This is a genomic window from Mesorhizobium sp. M0518, assembly GCF_040321125.1.
Classification (GTDB): domain Bacteria; phylum Pseudomonadota; class Alphaproteobacteria; order Rhizobiales; family Rhizobiaceae; genus Mesorhizobium.
In genome coordinates, this window is sequence record NZ_JAMYQY010000005.1 from 162,111 (window position 1) to 182,818 (window position 20,708).

Sequence of the window (20,708 nt, forward strand, 5' to 3'; positions counted from 1 at the left end):
TCCCTGGCAGCCGAGGTAGAGCGAGATTGGCCCGGTCGGATGTCCCATGTTAATATGTCAAGAAAAGGCCTCGGGAGGAACCCCGCCAACCATGTCCAAAACACCCGATTCGGGCAAAGCGGAAGATGACGAGCCTTCGACCGTCGAGCAATATCTGGTGAAGGACCCGGAACGCTTCGCCCTGAACATGGCGCGCATGATCGAGCAGGCCGGCAAGGCAGCTTCCGCCTGGGCTGAGCCGCGCGAAAAAGGCGACGTGCGCGACCATGTCGCCGAGCCCGTTGTCGATATGGTGAAGACCTTTTCCAAGCTCAGCGAATACTGGCTTGCCGATCCGCAGCGCGCGCTGGAAGCGCAGACGCGGTTGTTCTCCGGCTATATGACGGTCTGGGCCAACGCCATTCAGCGCACCAGCAACGCCGCGCAAGACACCGAGGACGCGGTCAAGCCGGAGCGCGGGGACAAGCGCTTCCTCGACCCGGAATGGGGCCGCAATGCCTTCTTCGATTTCCTCAAGCAGGCCTATCTCGTCACCTCGCGCTGGGCGGCCGATCTGGTCGAGCACGCCGAAGGTCTGGACGAGCACACCCGCCACAAGGCCGGCTTTTACGTCAAGCAGGTGTCCAACGCCATCTCGCCGTCGAATTTCATCCTGACCAATCCGGAACTGTTCCGTGAAACCGTCGCCTCGAACGGCGAAAACCTGGTGCGCGGCATGAAGATGCTGGCCGAGGACATCGCCGCCGGCAAGGGCGACCTGAAGCTGCGGCAGGCCGACTACTCCCCCTTCGAGATCGGCAGGAACATCGCCACCACTCCCGGCAAGGTGGTCGGCCGCAGCGACGTCGCCGAAATCATCCAGTACGACCCGGCCACCGAGACGGTGCTCAAGCGGCCCCTGCTGATCTGCCCGCCATGGATCAACAAATTCTACATCCTCGATCTGAACCCGCAGAAATCCTTCATTCGCTGGGCGGTTGAACAGGGCCACACCGTGTTCGTCATCTCCTGGATCAATCCGGACGAGCGCCACGGCACCAAGAGCTGGGAAGCCTATATCCGCGAGGGTCTGCAATATGGCCTCGACACGGTCGAGAAGGCCACCGGCGAACGCGACGTCAACGCGATCGGCTATTGCGTCGGCGGCACGCTTTTGGCGGCGGCACTGGCGCTGATGGCGCAAGAGGGCGACGACCGCATAAAATCGGCTACGTTCTTCACCACGCAGGTCGACTTCACCCATGCCGGCGACCTGAAAGTGTTCGTCGACGAAGAACAGGTCGCCGCTGTGGAAAAGTCGATGAGCGAAAAAGGCTATCTCGACGGCACCAAGATGGCGACCGCCTTCAACATGCTGCGCTCAGGCGACCTGATCTGGCCCTATGTCGTCAACAACTACATGCGCGGCAAGGATCCCCTGCCCTTCGACCTGCTCTACTGGAATGCAGATTCCACCCGCATGGCGGCGGCCAATCACTCTTTCTACCTGCGCAACTGCTATCTCGAGAACAACCTTTCGCAAGGCACGATGGAACTGGCGGGCCATACGGTCTCGCTCGGCGACATCACCATCCCGGTCTACAACCTCGCCTCCAAGGAAGATCACATCGCGCCGGCGCTTTCGGTGTTCCTCGGCTCGAAATATTTCGGCGGCACAGTCGAGTATGTGATGGCCGGATCGGGCCATATCGCCGGTGTCGTCAATCCGCCGGCATCCAACAAATACCAGTATTGGACCGGGGGTATGCCGACGGGCGACTTTAGCCAGTGGATAGCCAATGCCACCGACCATCCAGGATCCTGGTGGCCGCACTGGCAAGACTGGATAGAGGCCAAGGACAACACGCGCGTGCCTGCCCGCAAACCGGGCAAGCATATGAAAACCTTGGGTGATGCTCCCGGCACCTATGTGAAAGTACGTGTGTAACGGACTGTAATGTGTGGTGAGTTGACGGACCGCCAAAAGCGGGCGAAATGGTGTCGTCAACCATCAAGCGGCCGTAATTCGGCAATCACCGCAAAAATACTTTCAGGCTTGCGGATTTGACACAGGTCTCGTTTCCGGATCGGAGACAAAGGTCACCCTGGCATCGACGCATGCGTGTGGCGCCAAGGATATACCGACCGGACATCGAGGGGGAATTTGACTTTGAAATCAGCAGGATGGAGCCTCGCAAAGGGAGAACGCCGCGCCATTGTGGCAGCGCTCTGCTCCTTGCTTCTGGCCTCCTGCACTTCGGCTGGCGACCCGACAATGTCGGTCGGAATGCCCGGTTACAATGCCACCGCATCGGACATAAACGCGGCCTCCAGCGGCAAGGCGATCGCCTCCGATTCGTCTGATATCACGACCGAGCAGACGACGGTGATGACGGCAAGCGATACGGCGCTGCCTGAAAAAGTCGCCTACGTGCCTATGTCCAAACCGGGAGCTGCCTTTCCGCTGACCACGCCGGCGGGCGCCGAAACCATCGTTGGAAACACGCCGCAATCGCTGACGCAGCAGGCACAGACCGCGCGCCAAACCGACGCGGTCGCCCAGCAGATTGCCGCGGTCGACGGCGACGTGGCGGCGCCGAAGCCCGCTGCCGTTCCGGCCATGAACAACCCGGTCTATGTGACAGCTGGCGAGATGCCGCAGGCCGAAGCACCAAAGAAGAAAGGCTTCCTCGCCTCGATGTTTGGCGCAACGCCAGCCTCGGCGACACCAGCCCCCATCATCAGCAACGCCCGGACGGGCGAGCAGCCCCCGGCGCAGGCAAAAGCGGCGCCAGCAGCGGCAAAGCCGATCATCACGCTTGCCTCGGCCAGTTCCACGGCCAAGCCGGTGCAGCTGGCTTCGCTCGGCGGCGATACCGGCCACGTCACTGGCAGCGATGCCCTGCCCGGCGTGCGCCAAACGGCCCTGTTCGAGATCAAGCGCAAGTCCGGCCTCGATGACGAAAGCGACGTCGACCTCAACGAGGATGAGGGGCCAATCGGCGGCTCCTATCAGGTTGCGTCAGCCGCCGGCATGGCCCGGTTGGCGCCCAACGGGCTGCTCAAGCAGAACGAGAGCGTCGACGTGGCCTGCCTGAAGCCGTCGCTGGTGCGTGTGCTGAAGACGATCGAAGGCCACTACGGCCGCAAGATGACGGTGACGTCAGGCTATCGCGACCCGGCCCGCAACCGGCGCGCCAACGGCGCCAAAAATTCGCTGCACATGTATTGCGCCGCCGCCGACATCCAGGTGCCCGGCGTTTCGAAATGGGAACTGGCGAGCTACATCAGAAGCATGCCCGGCCGCGGCGGCGTCGGCACCTACTGCCACACAGAATCGGTTCACGTCGACGTCGGCCCCGAGCGCGACTGGAACTGGCGCTGCCGCCGGCGCAGCGGCGGTGACGGCTAGCGCGGATCTGAGATCGGCTGGCGGCCAAGATCGTTCCGTTGGGCATCCCGAATATCGGATTGGCCGAAGCCTTCCCAACTTCATCATTCCGGAGCAGAGCGATGCGGCGTCCCCGCTAATCGTCAAGCTCGCCAACTTCGGGAAATCGTTGATTTGGCAGGCCCGGAAAAAAGTTGTCCAAGGTGGCACCTGACGGGTTGCCGGTTGCGCACAACGCCAGTATAAGCCGCTTCGTCTGAGCGCGCCCATCGTCTAGCGGTTAGGACACCGCCCTTTCACGGCGGTAACAGGGGTTCGATTCCCCTTGGGCGTACCAGATCTTTCAACGACTTAGCCGAATCTGTACCCCATTCGTCACATAAGCGTCGAATAAGCGCAGCGAATTTCAGCGGACGTTCGCGCACAAACCGAATCAACGTGACTGAGAAAAGCCCGCCACCGTGAGGTAGCGGGCCAAACGCGACAGTTCAGGCTGCGCCGCCTTCCGAAGCGTTGACCGCCTCTTCCAATACTTCTTCCGGTAGGAACGACCAGAGCAGCGCGTCAATGTCCTCATGCTTGGTCCGCGAATATGTCGGGTGCGAGCAGATCGAAGTTGGCTTGGTGGACTGGATAACCAGCAAGTAGTTTCGGGGTTAGGAATTAAGGCCATATGGCCCGCTTCTTCTTTGATCTAACGGACGATGGCGAAGTGTTTCCCGACCCTGAAGGCACCGAGCTTAAAAGCCGGAAAGCCGCTGAAGATGAGGCAGCAACAGCGTTACTCGAAATAGCCAAAGACCAGATGCCGGAAACTTTCAGGAAAGTTGCCATCCGTGTCCGCGACCACACCAGCAAGCCGCTATTCACCGTGAAGGTCACGTTCGAGTGGGTGCGTGAGCTGCCCGATGGATGAGGACATCGCCTTAGAGCTATTCATTATGGCGGCGCACCGACGCCAGCGACATGCGGTCGCTGAGGCAGACAACATGCTTTCGGCCATCGCGGAGACGCGCCGCACAATCGCAGAGTCGCGCAAGCTGCTAGAAGGACTAACCGACACGTCAGGCCTTAAGTGGGTAGCACCGGCCCAGTAGTGTTCCACCGGATGAACTCGACTTCCCTTCCGGTCACATCCCGCACGGCTTTCAAAAGCACCTCATGTAAGACGCGTGTCTGTCTGTAGTGGTCGCAGAGCGGCGATATGAACGGCTTGACGATGCTCAGGTGCAGCGCTTCCGCTGCCACCAGAAAGCGCTCGATTCAACCTGTGATAACTGCTTGGAAGGTTTCGATCGGGCCATTTGTGCGAACTCCGTTTGAGGGGATCGCCGCAACGGAAGGATTATATTCCTCATCGCCATCGGGCTGGCAAGCGACCGTAGTCGGCCCGATCAAGCAGCCGAGCATCGAGCGCGAGCATCAGCGGCTAAAGCGACCTAGCACCCGGATCGACCTTTCTTGATTTGTGAAGCCTTGGCTTCGGCAGCAAGGCGTTGTTCTCGAAGTCGGGCAGTTTTTGTATCTCGCGCCTCTCTCTCGGCCGCGTTAGCAATCTTTGCCTCACGGTCTGCGCGCTCCAACCGGTCTTTGTCGACGCTCCGCTGGGACAGTTTGGCCTCCTGCAGAAGAACCTTCAATTTACAGTTTGCTAAAATGTTCCCATCAATTTTGTCGCCCTGAGGGAGCAGTGACGGCCTTCCGATGTTCTGCTCCGCCAGGGGAACCGAGCGCGATCCAAACCTCCTTTTCGGAGCGTGTTCCAGTGGGTCCGCCCCCACTGGCGGGCAGAGGCGGACCCGGCCGGGGCTTGGAGCCTCGGCCCGGCAGCGGGGGACGCTGCCGCCATTTCCAACCCGCCTCGACATATCAGGTTCCGCTAATACATAAAAAAGCCCCCACCGCTCGGCAGCGGGCCAAACCTTGGATGGAAATCAGATCACCAGCAGGGTTCGAACATTGGCCAATTCACCGGTCCTGTCCCGTGCCACTGAATGACGAAGCATCCTTATGGGCCGGAACTTTGATGCAATAGCGAAGTTCGAGAGGAGATATTTTCGCAGCAGGCACGCAATGAACGGGATCGTAAACGACATCCTGGCCGAGGTGGCAGAGATACTTCCGTCGCTATCACCGGACGAAAAAGATTTGCTGCCGAAACTGCCAGTCGACGCGCCCAATTTTCCCAACGACCTGGAACCGGTGATTCGAGCGGAGAGGCCACCCCCGGAGCAGAAAGCAGAAACCGCAGACCGTCACTGCGACGGGAAGCCGCCTCAAGGCGAAGCCTGATGTCGGACGACGGGCGGAACCGAGTTCGGGAAGGCGCGTTGCTCACCAGCGCCACGTCACGAAAGGCCGGAGCAATGGCGGACAATCTATCTCGCAGGCAAGAACAGCGTGGCACGCGAAGACTCATGGCGTGGGGCGTGGCGGTTATCGCCGTCCTTTTTCTAGGCCTGATAGCATTCTTTGTACTCACGCCTTTATCGAACGGCTCTTGGCAGACGGCACCGTTCAAGCGTGCTCCTGAGCAAAACCAGGGCGGTAATGCGCCAGCGGACACGTCACCCAGCCCAGGCGTGAAAAAAGACCCTCAGGAAAATACTGAAATGCCCGAGCAGCAGTAGTGGGGTTGGGAACAAATCCGCACCGGTCTGGAAAACTTTTTTCGGGCTGCCGGGCGATTTTAACAAAGAACCCGCCCGCCGACCTTTCCCGCGCGGACCTTCTGGTAATGCTCCTACGAGCGGCCCTGATGCTCCGAAACGTAACCCAGCGCTTGACCCGAGGGTCCAAGAGCCCCTGTCGGGCGTGGCGGAAGAAATGGGGCTCAGGAGGGCGGACCATCCGAACGATAGTGGGCGATTGGCTGTCGCTAATGCGTATCTGCCGGTTCCGCATGCATTGGACGAGGACAGCACTGTGGAAGGAAACGCATGATCAACGCACCATGAGCGCGAGTGACCCTGAGATTGACTGTCAGGAGGCGATGGGCCGGCTTTCAGGTCATCGTGGGCTGAATGCTGGAGGGCCGATATCCCGCACGAGCGCCGCCCGTGACATCAAGCGGCGGCTCGGCGAGGAAAGCGACGTAGAAGGCATAGGCATGATCATGGTGCTTACATTCGTCGCGACCAGGCACCCACCTCATATCGGCCGACCACCACGCTTGCGCTTGCATAAACCTCTGCGCGAATTCGATCTTGAAGCGTCTCGGGACCGAGTTCTGAAGCTGTGATAACGCCCATCTGCTCCATGACCGGAGCCATGATCGCTGCGAGATCGGAGATCAGATCAATGCCGCTCAGACTGTCTGATCCACCTCCGGCTAGAGCACTTACCGCCATGCTAGGGGCCGGCAGCCCGGCTTTGAGGAAGGTCGAATGGAGTTGCAGGCCCATGTTTGGGTTGGTCCCTACCCGACGAAATGTCTCAACGATACATCGAAAGCAGTTGTCGTAGGTCGGGACGGAGGGAAATGAGGCAGCGCCGGTCCAATCGACTTCGTGGAATACTATCACGCCGCCGGGAGCAAGATGCCGCGCAACGCCCCTCAACATTTCGACGGGATCGGGCGAGAACATTAATACGTATCGGCCCACGATAGCGTCGAACGATACATCGAAAGTGAAGGTGGCAGGATCACATTGGTGGAAGATTACATTCTCCAAACCACGTTGCGCGGCTCTCGCCCGAGCAGCGTCAAGAGCCTCCGCCGACCTGTCAGAGCCGATGACAAGACCTGTGGGTCCGACAACATCAGCCGCGAGAAAGGCGACATCCCCGGCGCCGCTCCCCACGTCAAGGACATGCATTCCCGCTCGGAGACCAGCTCGCCGCAGGTAATTCCGTGTCATCGGGTCAACCAATGTCGCCTGCGTCGCAAGCCTTTTCAGTTCTCTTTCCGAATGCCCCAGTTCGTATTCGTGCTGACGTTCGCTTGTCATACTGGTGTCCCCCCGGATGAAAAAGCACAACAAGTTAGAGCTCGAATGCAGGCCCTTGGCGCACTCTAAAGCCGAGCGGCTCATCTGCACTTTAGAGATGTCTAACATAAATGGCGGCTGAAAGGGTGTTTAGGCGCATCCTCATTGGACCTCCCAGAAGTCCTTCAGCGAGGCGAACCCGCCTTGGCGGCCTAGCACGACAGGCTTTTCGAAAGCGGCTACATCCTGAGAATCGACCGCTATGCATCAACCTGGGACAGTCCAAAGGCAGGTCAGCAGCCTTCCGTGGTCTTTTTCATCTGACCAGGAGCAGCCGAGTTAGCATCGGTGTCCTGTTGACCTGGGGCGGCCTGCTTGGCGCTGCCAGTTTGTTGACCCGGAGCGCAGTCCTTGGCGGAGTTCGAGTTCGTTCCACTCGTGGTGGTCGAATCCGTGCCCTGATCGGTCGTAGTGCTCGGCATGGTCTTGGTTGTCGAGGTCGACGATCCGCCTGTGGTCGTGTCGGTCGATTGCGCAAATGCGAGGCCAGTTGACAGTGCCATAATGGCTGAAGCGAAAAGAACCTGTTTCATGATCAACTCCATTTCGGAATGTCCCTTTGGTACCGAACTTCGCTGCGGCACGACGGTTCCAAGAAAAATGGGCAATCCAGAGGTCCGCACCTGGGATTGCCCTATGGCCCGCCACTGGGAAGCTCTCTGCCGTTATCTTCAACGAAGACCTGTCTTCCGCGATCACACCATAGGCTAACGCGGTCACACGGGTCATAATCCTGCTACAAAGTGGTCGATTCCTCAGGGATGTAGCCGCTCCAAGAGCCCGCCGCAGGTCGCCCCCGTGGCGGGCTTTTCAATTGCACGGTCGAGTTGGGTTCTCGGCACTGCGATGATGAGAAAGCCCCGCAGTGGTGGTAAGCCCGTATTTATTGCCTGGTTTCCCGGCTTTAAACAGCTGACTTCGCGGTGTGCGGATTCGGGCAAAAGCCGGATTCTGCCTGATGAAGGCGGAGCCGAGTCACCACTGTCAAACAGTGGGTGTTGCGATCCCCTCAAGCGCAATTATCCTGGTGTTGGCGCAACGCTTACGGATTTCGATAAGGCGCGCGTATTCCGGCGAATTGTACCAGCCCATCAATGACGTCATGTCGGGAAATTCGATAATAACCAAACGGTGTGGCTCCCAATCACCTTCCAAAACCTTGGTCGCACCGCCACGACCTAGATATTTCCCACCATAACGCTCCTCGGTGGCCGGCACATCCCGCCGGTATTCCTCGAACACGGCAGCGTCCTTTATGTCTACATCCGCGATCAGATAGGCGGCCATTTGCGCATCCTTCTTCTCAACGGCGCCCGACCCTTGCGTTCCACTCCCAGGGGGCGGCGCCCGTCGGTCAAGACGACTCTCTTCAGCGCTTCAACCGGCATTCGCCATGCGAAGTCAAAAGCCTGTTACAATCCACGGGTTGGAGTCGTATCCGAGGCGCGGCTCTGCCTTTGCGCCGCTATCTTGCGATTTGGCGGTTCCGGTGACACCGCAGTCCAGATTTGGAACGGGCTTCTTGGCTGACGGGTTGGTGGAACACAAGGCGGCGGCATCACTGACCGCCACCTTCTTTTCCTTGGCATCAGCGACACCAGTCGCAGCGAAAACCACAGCCGCGCAAAATACAGCCACTCTCATTGGAACCCCCTTTATTGCACCCGATAGATGGTCCGACATGACGTAACGTCATCTCAATATTAGCACTAATGAATATATTATCTAGCCCCTTGCCATCAAAAGCAGGCTGAGAGCCAGGCTTGCAGCGCGACCGCCAAAACCGGTGCCGATCTGGACACCAGCCGGCATGAGTCGCATTCTGCTCGTGGGGAAGGATGTGGATCGACAAAACACAGGGGCTGATCAGGCCAAACGCTAGCGGGACCGGACCCTGCGCGGCCGCCGGAGGCGTCTGTCGCATAACGTCGTGTCGTGGGCGCTGATCCTGATGGCGATAACCATTCTCGGTGGTCTAATCGCGCTCAAGGCGTACAAGTAAGCAGAGCCCCAGCACGCGAAGCTATCAGGCCACAGCCTAGCCGCTGCCAAGCAGCGGCACGGTAACGGTTGTCGCGTAGTTGATGGGGAAGGAACTGAAGTAGGGAAAGTCGATGACGAAGGCATAGGCCGCGGTCAGATGCGCCATGCGGAAGCCGCCGCTCACCGGGTCGATGGCGATGGTGACGTTCACGTCCTTAAACCCCAAGGCCTGCAATTTCTGCGTGGCGATCGATTGAATGTCGGCCTGGGTCAGCGTGTTCTTAAGCTGCAGCGAGCGCGCTGACGTCTCCAGCGTATAGCGAACACTGGAGACCGAGTGCATCGACCAGCCAAAAGCGAAGATCCCGAACAGCAGCATGACGAGGAAGGGGGCGATTAGCGCGAACTCCAGCCCGGCCCCGCCCGATCGATCCTGCCGGAACGCGCTTACCCTAGCGGACACGGATCATCTCCTGGTGACCGATTACAGTGGAAGTGGCAAATGGGCCGAAGGCAATTGGCGGCACCCAGGTGCCCGATGCCTGTATCTGGACATAGACCGCCGGCACCTTCGGCCCACTGCACATGGTGGACACGTCGACCACCGTCGCCCCGCACATACGGATGCGGCTTAGCGTGACCTGACCGTCCTCCGGCCGATTTTCCCAGCTCGCAATGGCAAGAGCTTGGGTCGCCGCATCATCGGTCGATCCGCTCATGACCAGGTTCGCGGCGGTCTTCACACCGGCGCGCATCGACAGTGAACTCGTTACGTAGGACCAGCCGTCCAGTATACCAAGCAGCACCAGGCACAGAATGGGCAGCACCATCGCGAACTCGACCGCCGCAACGCCCGAATCATCGCCAAGGTTCGGCATCGATCGGCGCCCCACGGGGCTACTCGGAAAGTGCCACGGACCGCGCGGCTGGAATGTTGGGCACTCCGAGGCTTGAGCAATCCTGATTGATGGTTGAATTACCGGACCATTGAATCGTATTGGCGACGACCCTGGTGCAGCCGCCCTTGCCCGAGAAGTTGCCAAGATAGTTCACTTGCTGCTTGGGGAAATAGATCGCCCCGGTCAAAAGCGAGTCCGCCGTGCCGTTGAATGTGCTGGATGCACTCATGCCGGTCCTGTCGCCGTAGAACAGAACGCCTGAGTAGGTGCCCGAAGTCGCCGCGCTGAGGTTCACGGACGCATTGCCATTCATGCTGACAGTCGAGCTGCCCGACATGAAGATGGTCACCCCGCTGCCAGTGATGGCCGCATTGGCGTTTATCTTGAAACTGCCCTGGACGACATAGACGCCGGGCGAAAGCGTGACATTGCCCTTTAGGTTCATGCCGCTGCAATAGGTGCCTGGACCGAGCGTCGCCTTGTTGTCGTTCTGGCAGGTGGTCCCGGCCACCGGGGCCGGCAGGTCGACAAAGGGATCGCCGGCAGGCAGTGCCTGGGTGATCGGGGCCGCGCAGACGGTCCTGACGGGATTGCTGAGAGAGACACCGCCCGCCGATATCAGGCAATCGGCCTGCAGACCGGCCGAGCCCTGAAGCTTGATGGCGTCCGAGGCGATCGAATTGGACATGACCGAGCAGCCGCTGAGCTTAACGCTGGTACTGCCGGAAAACAGCACTGCCTGCGAAGCGGATGGATCGAGCGCGAGCATGCAGGCACTCGAGGCATCGGTAATGACGGCCACCGCCCTCGCCTGTTCGGGAACCTTTTCCTGTGTAAAGATCAGGGTGAACATCCGGTCGAGCTTCTGGCCTACGATCACCTCGACCGCTTTTTTTGCCGTATTCGGTCCGGACGCTGGGGGCGTATTGACGACGATCGTGCCCGAGCCCAGTCCGTTCGACGCCGCGGACTGGGTCGCGGCCGCGACGATCGTCGGCTTGTCGGAACCCGAGATCTGTTCGAGCGCACCGGCATAAGCGGCTGCATCGGCCGTCGCCTGCAATCTCAGGCTGTTGTAGTACCAATAGGAGGTCTCGACGCCGAAGCCCGCAGCGCCGACAACGACCGGCAAGGTCAAGGCAAAAATCGTAGCGACATTCGCGCCCGTGCTGCGGCGCATGGCGTCCATTACAAGCCGAACACGGGTGAAGCTACTCAAGGCCATGGTTTAAATTAGAAAGCACGCATAGATGAACGAATGGCTAAAAAGTTCGTTGCATTTTTGAGCAGTGGTCCATTGGCTTCAAAAAAGAAGTGTTTCGCTGGCTGACCAACGCGCAAGCGCATCGATGTCTCAGAGTGGGCCGCCCCTCAAGGCCGGCGGGAAATTGCCGGATTCGCAGCCGAGACCGCGCGAACAACGACCGGGTCTCCGAAAAACACACCGGAGTAAGCGTATTTACAAATTACTGATGCATGTGTGGAGGATGGAGGTTCAGGATTTGCTTCAAGCGGAAAGAATTGGCATCGACTCCGCGACCGTATCAGCCAACATCTCTCGCTGCACGGCCAGGAAAAACCTGCGCACTTCATCGCTGGCTGCCGTTCTGTCCCTGCCGGATCCGACCACAAGATCGAGCAACTCCGACGCTTTGGCCCTCCAGAAGGAGGTGGCGGTCTCGCCATGCAGATTGCCGAGCTTGGCAGCAACCTCTCGAACCAAGAATACCTGACGGTCGATCGGGAATGCACGAACTTTTTCTGGAGACATCTTCCGAACCATGAGACTGATGCAACGAATCAACCACTGCCAACAAGCAATGGCATAGCCGGGAAGATGGAAACGGAAGCTTAACGGCGCCGACGATGGTGCATCCTGGTGCAGTCATCGCGGACGAGACCCGCGCAGGCGCGTGCGAGATCCTCATGGGCGTTCAACCGCGTTCGTTGGCGTGCCAATCGAGCCAGGCGAAACGGGCGACGGCCTTACGCCTGGAACGCCCTCGCCTCACCGCCGCGCTTGCGCGGCGTCATCATATCCCTGGCCATCAGTCCGCTCGCCCGGCAAAACGCCATGAAGGCCCGGCACGCATCCTCGGTCTTGACCACGTCCACCGTAGCGCCAAAGCAGGCGTTGAACGCCTTCTGATAGATCGGGCCCTGACGGCGCACAGGCCAGTCCTGGAGAAAGTCGAGCGCCTGTTCGACGCCGTAAATCTCCTCGACTGGCAGGCCGGGCGCGGGTGCGATGCGCACCGGCACCTCGAATTGCAGTCTGTCCATTTCCTATCTCCCGAACTGGCGTCACCGAGGCAACGCCATTCGTCGTCAAAAGTTGCTTTGCCGGGCTTTTGGTCCAGAAATGTGTCGTCACTTGGGTCGCTGGACCGCCACGTCGCCCAAAACAATCACGCACCGATGATATGCCTTGGGCGACACGTGCTCACTGGTTCGCCAGATCTGTCTCCGCGCCGAAGGCCATGCGAATGGCGGCAATCTGGACGGAGAGGAACGTGGCAGCCGAGGCCGCGCGCGACAGGGTTTTGAATGTCTTGATGCGTTGTTGCATTGAAATGATCCGGAAAAAGACGCGCCGCGCGACCGCTGCGCGGCCGACAGCCGCCGCACGATCACGACGCAAACAGGAATAACGATGAGGTGAAGGGTACGGTTCTGGACCGCTCAGGCCGTGATGGTCGGCGGTGCGCGCGGCTGGTTGGTGCGCGCCCCGGGAACCGAGGCGGCCCCATATCCCGAAACCATCGCTCTTTGCGATGTTCCTTCGGCCCAAAGAAAAACAGCGTCAGGGACCGGAAGCGCGGGATGGCCGCCGGCGAACTTGACCAGGAGCGGACGGCCGGCACGAACTTCCAGCGCTTGCGCCTTGCCGGTGACACGCAGCAGCGCCGCCACCTCGCCCGACCGCTCGACACCGACACTGGCACCGCTTGGCGCAGACCCCGCAAAGGCTGACGCCGCCGGCAGGCCGAAGCACAGCATCGCCAGCAGCACCATGCGCATCAGGCATGAGCACGCTGCCGTCAGCGGCGCTTCAGGCCATCCGGTTTGCCTGGCCGCCCCGAAGGGACGCGATCTCGAAAACATCACCCGCCCTAACGCACCACGGCCGGAAAGGGAAGCAAACCGGGCAAAAACCGGTAAGACATCGCCGATGCGAGGCAAATATCCGGAAGCGCGCGGCTGCATCAAACAGTTCTTCCTTGAACCTTTTGCCCTCAAGTGCCAAATCTGGGGAAATTTTCACGCTGGCTCTCCTGCAGAGCCCTACCCGCTACACGGACAGAATGGTCACCTATCTCGACGCCGCCACGGCCCCGCTCAGAAATACCGGCCAGATCCGCCTCTATGGCGAGGACGGCTTTGCCGGCATGCGCAAGGCATGCGATCTCACCGCACGCTGCCTCGACGAGTTGGTGCCGATGGTCCAGCCCGGCGTCACCACCGAAGCAATAGACCGCTTCGTCTTCGAATTCGGCATGGACCACGGCGCGCTGCCGGCGACGCTCAACTATCGCGGCTACACGAAATCGTCCTGCACCTCGATCAACCATGTCGTCTGCCATGGCATTCCCGACAACAAGCCGCTCAAGGATGGCGACATCGTCAACATCGACGTCACCTACATCCTCGACGGCTGGCACGGCGATTCTTCGCGCATGTATCCGGTCGGCACGATCAAGCGCGCCGCCGAGCGCCTGCTCGAAGTCACTCATGAATGCCTGATGCGCGGCATTGCGGCGGTCAGGCCGGGAGCCCGCACCGGCGCCATCGGCGCCGCCATCCAGACCTTTGCCGAAGGCGAGCGCTGCTCGGTGGTGCGCGACTTCTGCGGCCACGGCGTCGGCCAGCTGTTCCATGACGCGCCGAACATCCTGCATTACGGCAGCGCCAATGAGGGCGTCGAGATGCGGCCAGGCATGATCTTCACCATCGAGCCGATGATCAATCTGGGCAGGCCGCATGTGAAGGTTCTGTCGGACGGCTGGACCGCGGTGACGCGCGACCGCTCGCTGTCGGCGCAGTACGAGCACACGATCGGCGTGACCGACACAGGGTGCGAGATTTTCACGCTGTCGCCCAAAAAGCTCGATCGCCCCGGCCTGCCGGCCTAGCGGCGCATCTACCCGGCAGGAGGCCGTCTATGCCGACTGCAAATCCGCAGCATTCGGCAGGTCGATGGTAACGACCAGTCCGCTGGGCTGGTTGTCCTCCAATTCGATCCTGCCGCCGTGCCCCTGGACGATGTCGGCAACGATCGAGAGGCCCAGACCGAAGCCATGCTTCGATGCAATGCCGCGCGACGCATCTTCCTTGAAGAATGGTTCGAAAACACGAGCACGTGCCGTCATCGGAATACCCGGCCCGTCATCCCCTACCGTGATGCGCGCCGCCGTGCCGGTCGCCGTCAAGGCGACCGTGACATTGCCAGCGAATTTGACCCCGTTGTCGCAAAGATTGGCGATGGCACGCGCCAATGCATTGGGCTTGCACCAGCCCAGGAGCCGGTCCGGCCCGGAATATGAGACAGGAAATCCGACATCGGAGAATTCGGCGCAGACGGTTTGCAGAACGCTGGCAATGTCGGCGCGCTGCAGCTTCTCCGTCGAAACATCGTTGCGCAGATAGGTCAGGGTCTCGTCGATCAAGATTTCGATGTGCTGGACATCGGACAGGATTGCGGTTCGGATTGGGCCATCATCCATACGCTCGGCGCGAAGCCGCAGCCGCGTCAACGGCGTGCGCAGATCATGACTGACGCTGCGCAACATGCGCGTGCGATTTTCGATCATGGTGCGGATGCGCGTCCTCATCCTGTTCAGGGCGCGCGCCAAGCCCACCATTTCAATGGAGCCGTGTTCGACGAAGAGCTGTTCGCCATTCTCGATCTCGGCCGAACCGACTGCTGCCGAGATGCGCTTCAATGGATCCGTCACGGCCCAAACCGCAAACAGCCAGATCAGCACGGGCAAGGCGACGAAAGCCATGAACCTGTAGAACGAGGCACGGACGAGGCCCGATGTCAGCCAGGAATCGGGCATGCCGAAATGGGCCAGGACGTCCTGCTGGTCCAAATCGATGACAAATGCGTATCGGCCGCCGATCCTTAGCCAGCGTCCATCAACCGTCCCCCTGTCGATACGCAAAAGCCATTCGACACTTCGCCATTGCAGATAGGACTGGGGAATGCCGCGTATCTGGTCCTTGGGCAATATCTCGAAATCAAAGCCGGCCCGCTTTGCTGTCGCCAGAATTGCCCCACGCGCCTCCGCCGGCGTTTCTTGCAACAAGGCAGCAACAACGGCCGCACGCCTTGCGTTATCTTCCGCGGCGGGAAGGTCGACGTTCTCTATGAAAATCTCGACGACCGAACCGACGAACATGATCACGATCACCGCGATGAAAATGATTGCCACAAACTGCCCACGCACGGACTGTGGCAAGAAACGGCGGATGAAACCCCTCATGCTTCCTCCACCGTCGCGGTGAAGATGTAGCCACCCAACCGAACAGTCCTCAAAAGCACCGGATCGCGCGCATCCTTTTCGATCTTCCTGCGGATTCGACTGATATGGACATCGACGCTACGCTCGATCGGCCCCGCGAGCCCGGCATGGGTTACGCCCAGAAGTTCCTCGCGCGAGAGAACCCGGCCTGCATTGCGACAAAACGCAAGCAACAGGTCGAATTCATGCGTCGTGGTCGTAACCCGCGCATTGTTGGGGTCATGCAATTGCCGTCGTATGGGATCGAGGCGCCAGCCGTTGAAACGAAGCACCTTCGACCAGTCCCGCTCGTCTGGAGCATAGGCTGTACGGCGCAGCAGCGCCCGTATCCTGGCCGTCAGTTCGCGTGCGCTGAACGGTTTCGTCACATAGTCGTCCGCGCCGATTTCCAGCCCGAAGATGCGGTCGATTTCCTCACCGAGCGCGGTCAGCATCAGGATCGGAATGTTGGTTCCGGCACGAAGACGGCGACAGATGTTGAGACCGTTTTCGCCCGGCAGCATGACATCGAGCACGATGAGATCGAATTTCTGGTTGCGAAGCGCGGCATTCATCTGGACGCCGCTCTCGGCAATTTCCACGATCATGCCGTTGTCGGTGAGCGTCTCGCCCAGCATGCGCGCGATCTCAAGATCGTCTTCGACAATGAGGATGCGCGAACCTTGCCTTGCCGACCTGGATTCGGCGCTCAAATCGCTTTGGTGCCGTTGCTGTGCCATTCCGGAGTTTGTCTAGCCTGCATTTGGTGCCTGGGTAGGCGTCAGAACCGATATCCGACGAGAAGCATTCCTGAAGGCTGGATCTTTTCGACGACAACAGGGCTGTCGGCAGCATCACCCAAGAGAACGCCGACCCCCGCTTCGCCGCGCACCATCCAGTTCTCGTCAAGCATATATGTGGCGGAAATCGAAAAATCGGCGCGCTTCAAACCAGCGCCGGCATCATAGCGCGCCAGCCCCGAGCGAGCCGATTGTTCGGGCGTGACGCCAAAATAGGCCTGCATGTAATTTTCGTCGGCAAAGACGGCGGACACGCTGGCGCCGATCATCAACGATTGAGACAGAGGCCGGATCACCTCGATCCCCACCCTGCCCTCCAGGCCATCGCTGCCACCGATGGTCTTGTCCAGTTGCGCGAATATTTCGGCCGGACCGAACTTCGCCGCTGCCTTCACGCCGACCGTCGCGCCCATGTCGACGTCCCCCAAGCCGCGCAGATGGTCGGAGTCGTCTTCCTTGCGGCCCATCTCATAGCCAAGCCGAGTGCTGAACGCGAACGGTCCTTGTTCATAGACGGCGATGTTGGCGCCTGTCGGGTCGATCGTCACCGTGTCAAGGAATGTCGCCGTGACGAAAGGCACCGGCATGATCTTGAACTCATTGCTGCCTTCGTATTTGGGGACGATGATGGCGCCGCCGCCAAGCACGACATGCCAGTCGGCCAGCTTCTGTTCGAAACGCCCGAAACGGGAAGGCTCGGGCGGCAGGGTAAAATCATCGGAATTCACCGCAATGGCGTCTGCCGCCAGCGCGCCCTCCGAATGCGTCGAAAGCAGGATTGCCATGGCCGCGAGAGATGCCCGGCCGGCAAATAGTCCAGAGTCAATTTTGGCGAACATGCGCGCTCCAGTATAGCGAGGCCACGAGCCTCCGATGGCGCCAACATGTCAGGTGAAAGTGGCCGCATGCGTTAAGTGATGTTAAGTTTTGTTGCGCAATCGTGGTTTCATCTTGCCGTATAGGGAAGCCATAGACTGACAGCGGGAGCTACCACGATCTGCCGTGGATCGTCTCGCGATCGGGGAACAGAACTGTTTCAATCCCGGCCAGAACAGTTCTAATGTCTGTGCTGGAGCAATGTAGGCGGTGTATGGGGAACACAAGCGACGACGACGAGCGGAGTTTCTTCTCCGAAGCGCCGATGCGGCCTGCGGCGAAAGCCAAGGCGACGCTCGACGAAAAGCCGCATTACCTCGGCCATCGCGACCGCTTGCGCGAGCGCTTTGCCCTGGCGGGGCCGGATGCCCTGCCCGATTACGAACTTCTGGAACTTCTGCTCTTTCGCCTGATCCCTCGTGCCGACACCAAACCGGCGGCCAAGGCGCTGCTGGCACGCTTCGGCACGCTGGCCGAAGTGCTCGGGGCGCCGGTTGGCCTCCTGCAGGAAGTCAAGGGCATTGGCCCTGCGGTGGCGCTCGATCTCAAGATCGTCGCGGCAACCGCGCAGCGCATGGCGCGCGGAGAGGTGCAGAGTCGCGAAGTCCTCTCGTCCTGGACACAGCTTCTTGCCTATTGCCGGTCGGTCATGGCCTTCGAGGCGCGCGAGCAGTTCCGCATCCTGTTCCTCGACAAGAAGAACGCGCTGATCGCCGACGAGGTTCAGCAGACAGGCACCGTCGACCATACGCCCGTCTACCCGCGCGAGGTGGTCAGGCGCGCCCTCGAACTCTCGGCCACCGCCATCATCCTGGTCCACAATCACCCGTCAGGCGACCCCACACCCTCACGAGCCGATATCGAAATGACGAAGGAGATCATCGAGGCGGGCAAGCGGCTGGGCATCGCGGTGCACGACCACATCATCATCGGGCGCAAGGGATACGCCAGCATGAAGGGCCTGTTGCTGATCTGACGGGCCGGGGGCATGCCACGACCGTCCGATCAAGCCCGGGCGATCGAATGAAGTGCAGGAAATTCGCTTGCACAATCTTTTGCCAAAAAATTTGAAAATTGTTCAATCTTGGAAAGAGGAGCCCAGTATCCGCTCTATTTCTGGATTAATCTTCCAATCTATAAGAATTCTCTCTTTGATTTTTAGAAGATAATTCCGTTGAGGCATCGCATTTTCGCTGCTACCGTTTTGAAACGCTTCAATTGGAACTCCACCATTGCAACGCAAGCGCCCGACCATAGCGGATGTCGCACGAACCGCCGGTGTCTCCATCGGCACGGTGTCGAACTTCATCAATGGAACGGCCAGCCTGAGGGAAGGCACGCGCGACCGCATCGAGAAGGCGGTTGCCGCGCTGATGTATCGGCCGAGCTCCTTTGCGCGCTCACTGCCGGGCCGCGCACCACGCAGGCCAAAGAATCTCGACCATCTGCCAAGACTTCTGGTCGCCGGTAGGGTGAGTGTCGACTTCCTGTGCCGCGTCGACGTGCTGCCGCATCGCGACGACCGGATCACCGCCAGCCACATCGACAAGGCGTTGGGTGGCCCCGCGGCCAATCTCGCGGTTGCCGCCGCCGGCATCGGAGCTCCCTACGCGCTGGACGTTGAGCTGGCGACAGCGGTCGGCCAGGATCCAGAGAGCGATTGGGCGCTCGGCGCGCTTTCGAAATTGGGGGTCCACGCCTTGCCGATCCGCAACACGCCCAACAACCGCCTCTCCCAGGCGATCGTGATCATCGAGCGCAACGGCAGCCGGACGATCATCAGCGAACCGTTCGAGCTTGGCGAGGTCGACCTGACAGCCAATCTGGATATCCAGCCCGAGCAACGTTCGGCCTGCCTTCATATCGAAGGCTTTCACTACGAGACGATGACCGCGTCCATCGCGCGCTTTCATCAGGCGGGCTGGAAGGTGAGCCTGCATTCGGCCGGTCTTCCCAAAAGCGTCCGCACGCCGGAAACCTTCTCGCAGATGGTCAAACAGATCGATCTGACCTTCATCAACGATGTGATGATACGGGAGATCTTCGACTTTCGCAGCCGCATGGCGACGACGATCGAAGAGGTGCGGCTGATGCTGTCACGCATCAAACAACGGGGAACGGTCGTGCTCACCCTCGGCGAGTTCGGCGCCGTCGTTTTTCCGGCGAATGGCGGTCCGCAGATCGAGGTGCCGGCGCTGCCGGTCAATCGCGTCGACGCGACGGGCGCCGGCGACAGCTTTGCCGGCATCTTCCTTGCCCTTTGGCTGCATGGCGCGTCGCTGGGCGACGCCGCGCGCTATGCGGCAATCGGGGCGAGCCTGACGACAACGGTCGAAGGCGCGCAGGGTTACATCGCAGACTTTGCCACGCTGAAGGCTGCGGCCCTGGCGAACAATGCCGTGATAGCCAGTTAAAACAATGGCTTATCGACGTTCGACCTGGCGCGGAAAACCGCATCAACCGACGAAATCAGGAGAGTATGATCATGGCGAAAACAAAAGTCCTTCTTGTCGGCGAAAGCTGGGTGAGTTCGGCGACCCACTACAAGGGGTTCGACCAGTTCGGCAGCGTCACCTTTCACCTGGGCGCAACACCCCTGGTGGACGCTTTGAAGGGCAGCGAATTCGATCTCGACTACATGCCCGCCCACGAGGCCGTCGAGAAGCTGCCTTTCACCATGGAAGGGCTGTCGCAATACAGGGCGATCATCCTGTCCGACATTGGCGCGAATTCGCTCCTGCTCCACCCCGATGTCTGGCTGCACGGCAAAACGGTTCCCAACCGGCTCAAGCTCCTGCGCGACTGGACGCTGGCCGGCGGCGGCCTGATCATGATCGGCGGCTATTTCAGCTTCCAGGGCATTGACGGCAAGGCGCGCTGGCATCGCACGGCGGTCGAGGAGGCGCTGCCGGTGACCTGCCTTCCCAATGATGACCGGCTCGAAATTCCGGAGGGCTTTCGTCCTGAGATCACTGGTTCCAGAGACCACCCGCTTTTTGCCGGCATCGAGGGCGAATGGCCGCTGCTGCTCGGTGCCAACGAGGTCATCGCCCGTGATCGCGACGATGTCGAGGTCCTGGCGCGGCTGCCGCAGGACCAGGGCGGTCATCCCCTGCTGGTCACCGGGCGCCATGGCGAAGGGCGTACGCTGGTCTGGACGTCGGACATCGGTCCTCACTGGCTGCCGAACAGTTTTGTCGAATGGCCTGGCTACGCGAGGCTTTGGACCAACGTGCTGCGCTGGGTCAGCAACGCCTAGCCGATCCGCAATCGTCGGGGAACCCGTC

The 20,708-nt window shown here is 60.3% G+C and carries 23 protein-coding genes, 1 tRNA gene and 1 pseudogene; 10 read left to right on the forward strand and 15 right to left on the reverse strand.

The features are described 5' to 3' along the window. Positions 1–91: 91 nt before the first annotated feature. The 4 genes from phaC to NKI66_RS09220 all read left to right on the forward strand — a co-directional run bounded on the left by phaC (position 92) and on the right by NKI66_RS09220 (position 4,286). Entirely contained in the window at positions 92–1,927 is a 1,836-nt protein-coding gene (gene phaC, locus NKI66_RS09205; RefSeq protein WP_023810471.1) for a class I poly(R)-hydroxyalkanoic acid synthase, read from the forward strand. Positions 1,928–2,143: 216 nt separating this feature from the next. Next, positions 2,144–3,391, forward strand: coding sequence for a YcbK family protein (locus NKI66_RS09210; RefSeq protein ID WP_023810470.1), 1,248 nt, complete (start codon positions 2,144–2,146; stop codon positions 3,389–3,391). A 241-nt stretch (positions 3,392–3,632) separates the two neighbouring features. Continuing rightward, positions 3,633–3,707, forward strand: a tRNA-Glu gene (locus tag NKI66_RS09215). A 336-nt stretch (positions 3,708–4,043) separates the two neighbouring features. Beyond that, positions 4,044–4,286, forward strand: a complete 243-nt coding sequence (locus NKI66_RS09220; RefSeq protein ID WP_023810468.1) for a DUF6894 family protein — start codon at positions 4,044–4,046, stop codon at positions 4,284–4,286. A gap of 155 nt (positions 4,287–4,441) precedes the next feature. Here the strand turns inward: NKI66_RS09220 and NKI66_RS09225 are convergent. Continuing rightward, a pseudogene (locus NKI66_RS09225) lies at positions 4,442–4,674 on the reverse strand (hypothetical protein). Positions 4,675–5,443: 769 nt separating this feature from the next. Between NKI66_RS09225 and NKI66_RS09230 the strand changes: the two are divergent. Continuing rightward, the gene (locus NKI66_RS09230) at positions 5,444–5,662 is read left to right on the forward strand and encodes a hypothetical protein (RefSeq protein ID WP_352440221.1); all 219 of its coding nucleotides are present in this window, start codon (positions 5,444–5,446) and stop codon (positions 5,660–5,662) included. A 38-nt stretch (positions 5,663–5,700) separates the two neighbouring features. After that, positions 5,701–6,000: a hypothetical protein gene (locus tag NKI66_RS09235; protein ID WP_245273186.1), complete on the forward strand. Its 300-nt coding sequence runs from the start codon at positions 5,701–5,703 to the stop codon at positions 5,998–6,000. 492 nt (positions 6,001–6,492) lie between these two features. Here NKI66_RS09235 and NKI66_RS09240 read toward each other — a convergent pair whose 3' ends face one another. The 11 genes from NKI66_RS09240 to NKI66_RS09290 all read right to left on the reverse strand — a co-directional run bounded on the left by NKI66_RS09240 (position 6,493) and on the right by NKI66_RS09290 (position 13,346). After that, entirely contained in the window at positions 6,493–7,320 is an 828-nt protein-coding gene (locus tag NKI66_RS09240) for a class I SAM-dependent methyltransferase (protein WP_164892885.1), read from the reverse strand. Positions 7,321–7,592: 272 nt separating this feature from the next. Further along, on the reverse strand, positions 7,593–7,892 hold the full coding sequence (locus NKI66_RS09245; protein ID WP_127297149.1) for a hypothetical protein: 300 nt from the start codon (positions 7,890–7,892) through the stop codon (positions 7,593–7,595). Between the two features lie 451 nt (positions 7,893–8,343). After that, a complete protein-coding gene (locus NKI66_RS09250) occupies positions 8,344–8,646 on the reverse strand; it encodes a DUF1330 domain-containing protein (protein WP_023810464.1) in 303 nt (100 codons plus the stop codon). A gap of 114 nt (positions 8,647–8,760) precedes the next feature. Further along, positions 8,761–9,003, reverse strand: a complete 243-nt coding sequence (locus NKI66_RS09255) for a hypothetical protein (protein ID WP_081734816.1) — start codon at positions 9,001–9,003, stop codon at positions 8,761–8,763. A gap of 394 nt (positions 9,004–9,397) precedes the next feature. Next, positions 9,398–9,805 (reverse strand): TadE/TadG family type IV pilus assembly protein, encoded by a 408-nt coding sequence (locus NKI66_RS09260; protein WP_023810463.1) that lies wholly within the window; start codon positions 9,803–9,805, stop codon positions 9,398–9,400. Then, positions 9,795–10,220, reverse strand: a complete 426-nt coding sequence (locus NKI66_RS09265) for a TadE/TadG family type IV pilus assembly protein (protein WP_050592670.1) — start codon at positions 10,218–10,220, stop codon at positions 9,795–9,797. The genes NKI66_RS09260 and NKI66_RS09265 overlap by 11 nt, the downstream gene beginning before the upstream one ends. A gap of 19 nt (positions 10,221–10,239) precedes the next feature. Then, positions 10,240–11,421: a pilus assembly protein TadG-related protein gene (locus tag NKI66_RS09270; RefSeq protein ID WP_081734815.1), complete on the reverse strand. Its 1,182-nt coding sequence runs from the start codon at positions 11,419–11,421 to the stop codon at positions 10,240–10,242. A gap of 327 nt (positions 11,422–11,748) precedes the next feature. Next, positions 11,749–12,024: a DUF6074 family protein gene (locus NKI66_RS09275; RefSeq protein WP_502895166.1), complete on the reverse strand. Its 276-nt coding sequence runs from the start codon at positions 12,022–12,024 to the stop codon at positions 11,749–11,751. A 203-nt stretch (positions 12,025–12,227) separates the two neighbouring features. Then, positions 12,228–12,524: a DUF982 domain-containing protein gene (locus NKI66_RS09280; protein ID WP_352440220.1), complete on the reverse strand. Its 297-nt coding sequence runs from the start codon at positions 12,522–12,524 to the stop codon at positions 12,228–12,230. 160 nt (positions 12,525–12,684) lie between these two features. Continuing rightward, positions 12,685–12,810 carry a hypothetical protein gene (locus NKI66_RS09285; RefSeq protein WP_352440219.1) on the reverse strand — a complete coding sequence of 42 codons (126 nt, stop codon included), beginning with the start codon at positions 12,808–12,810 and terminating at the stop codon, positions 12,685–12,687. A gap of 113 nt (positions 12,811–12,923) precedes the next feature. Next, the gene (locus tag NKI66_RS09290; protein WP_352440218.1) at positions 12,924–13,346 is read right to left on the reverse strand and encodes a hypothetical protein; all 423 of its coding nucleotides are present in this window, start codon (positions 13,344–13,346) and stop codon (positions 12,924–12,926) included. A gap of 200 nt (positions 13,347–13,546) precedes the next feature. Here NKI66_RS09290 and map point away from each other — a divergent pair, with 200 nt between their 5' ends. Then, positions 13,547–14,374, forward strand: a complete 828-nt coding sequence (map, locus tag NKI66_RS09295) for a type I methionyl aminopeptidase (protein ID WP_013532002.1) — start codon at positions 13,547–13,549, stop codon at positions 14,372–14,374. Positions 14,375–14,401: 27 nt separating this feature from the next. Here the strand turns inward: map and NKI66_RS09300 are convergent, their stop codons facing one another. From NKI66_RS09300 to NKI66_RS09310, 3 genes are read right to left on the reverse strand one after another with little or no spacing between them, the layout of a single operon-like run. Further along, positions 14,402–15,727 (reverse strand): sensor histidine kinase, encoded by a 1,326-nt coding sequence (locus NKI66_RS09300; protein WP_352440217.1) that lies wholly within the window; start codon positions 15,725–15,727, stop codon positions 14,402–14,404. After that, positions 15,724–16,485, reverse strand: coding sequence for a response regulator (locus NKI66_RS09305; protein ID WP_032900681.1), 762 nt, complete (start codon positions 16,483–16,485; stop codon positions 15,724–15,726). The genes NKI66_RS09300 and NKI66_RS09305 overlap by 4 nt, the downstream gene beginning before the upstream one ends. A 41-nt stretch (positions 16,486–16,526) precedes the next feature. Next, a complete protein-coding gene (locus NKI66_RS09310; RefSeq protein WP_352440216.1) occupies positions 16,527–17,384 on the reverse strand; it encodes a MipA/OmpV family protein in 858 nt (285 codons plus the stop codon). Between the two features lie 251 nt (positions 17,385–17,635). Here NKI66_RS09310 and radC point away from each other — a divergent pair, with 251 nt between their 5' ends. The 3 genes from radC (at position 17,636) to NKI66_RS09325 (ending at position 20,680) form a co-directional block, all read left to right on the forward strand. Next, a complete protein-coding gene (gene radC / locus NKI66_RS09315; RefSeq protein ID WP_023810452.1) occupies positions 17,636–18,397 on the forward strand; it encodes a RadC family protein in 762 nt (253 codons plus the stop codon). 256 nt (positions 18,398–18,653) lie between these two features. Continuing rightward, on the forward strand, positions 18,654–19,835 hold the full coding sequence (locus tag NKI66_RS09320; protein WP_023810451.1) for a carbohydrate kinase family protein: 1,182 nt from the start codon (positions 18,654–18,656) through the stop codon (positions 19,833–19,835). Between the two features lie 71 nt (positions 19,836–19,906). Beyond that, the gene (locus NKI66_RS09325) at positions 19,907–20,680 is read left to right on the forward strand and encodes a glutamine amidotransferase (protein WP_023810450.1); all 774 of its coding nucleotides are present in this window, start codon (positions 19,907–19,909) and stop codon (positions 20,678–20,680) included. The last annotated feature ends 28 nt before the right edge of the window (positions 20,681–20,708 follow it).

Coding starts and splice junctions, on each gene's coding strand:
- phaC (WP_023810471.1), top strand. CDS start 92: ATGTCCAAAACACCCGATTCGGGCAAAGCGGAAGATGACGAGCCTTCG.
- NKI66_RS09220 (WP_023810468.1), top strand. CDS start 4,044: ATGGCCCGCTTCTTCTTTGATCTAACGGACGATGGCGAAGTGTTTCCC.
- NKI66_RS09230 (WP_352440221.1), top strand. CDS start 5,444: ATGAACGGGATCGTAAACGACATCCTGGCCGAGGTGGCAGAGATACTT.
- NKI66_RS09240 (WP_164892885.1), bottom strand. CDS start 7,320: ATGACAAGCGAACGTCAGCACGAATACGAACTGGGGCATTCGGAAAGA.
- NKI66_RS09245 (WP_127297149.1), bottom strand. CDS start 7,892: ATGAAACAGGTTCTTTTCGCTTCAGCCATTATGGCACTGTCAACTGGC.
- NKI66_RS09250 (WP_023810464.1), bottom strand. CDS start 8,646: ATGGCCGCCTATCTGATCGCGGATGTAGACATAAAGGACGCTGCCGTG.
- NKI66_RS09255 (WP_081734816.1), bottom strand. CDS start 9,003: ATGAGAGTGGCTGTATTTTGCGCGGCTGTGGTTTTCGCTGCGACTGGT.
- NKI66_RS09265 (WP_050592670.1), bottom strand. CDS start 10,220: ATGCCGAACCTTGGCGATGATTCGGGCGTTGCGGCGGTCGAGTTCGCG.
- NKI66_RS09270 (WP_081734815.1), bottom strand. CDS start 11,421: ATGCGCCGCAGCACGGGCGCGAATGTCGCTACGATTTTTGCCTTGACC.
- NKI66_RS09275 (WP_502895166.1), bottom strand. CDS start 12,024: ATGGTTCGGAAGATGTCTCCAGAAAAAGTTCGTGCATTCCCGATCGAC.
- NKI66_RS09280 (WP_352440220.1), bottom strand. CDS start 12,524: ATGGACAGACTGCAATTCGAGGTGCCGGTGCGCATCGCACCCGCGCCC.
- NKI66_RS09285 (WP_352440219.1), bottom strand. CDS start 12,810: ATGCAACAACGCATCAAGACATTCAAAACCCTGTCGCGCGCGGCCTCG.
- NKI66_RS09290 (WP_352440218.1), bottom strand. CDS start 13,346: ATGTTTTCGAGATCGCGTCCCTTCGGGGCGGCCAGGCAAACCGGATGG.
- map (WP_013532002.1), top strand. CDS start 13,547: ATGGTCACCTATCTCGACGCCGCCACGGCCCCGCTCAGAAATACCGGC.
- NKI66_RS09300 (WP_352440217.1), bottom strand. CDS start 15,727: ATGAGGGGTTTCATCCGCCGTTTCTTGCCACAGTCCGTGCGTGGGCAG.
- NKI66_RS09305 (WP_032900681.1), bottom strand. CDS start 16,485: ATGGCACAGCAACGGCACCAAAGCGATTTGAGCGCCGAATCCAGGTCG.
- NKI66_RS09310 (WP_352440216.1), bottom strand. CDS start 17,384: ATGTTCGCCAAAATTGACTCTGGACTATTTGCCGGCCGGGCATCTCTC.
- radC (WP_023810452.1), top strand. CDS start 17,636: ATGGGGAACACAAGCGACGACGACGAGCGGAGTTTCTTCTCCGAAGCG.
- NKI66_RS09325 (WP_023810450.1), top strand. CDS start 19,907: ATGGCGAAAACAAAAGTCCTTCTTGTCGGCGAAAGCTGGGTGAGTTCG.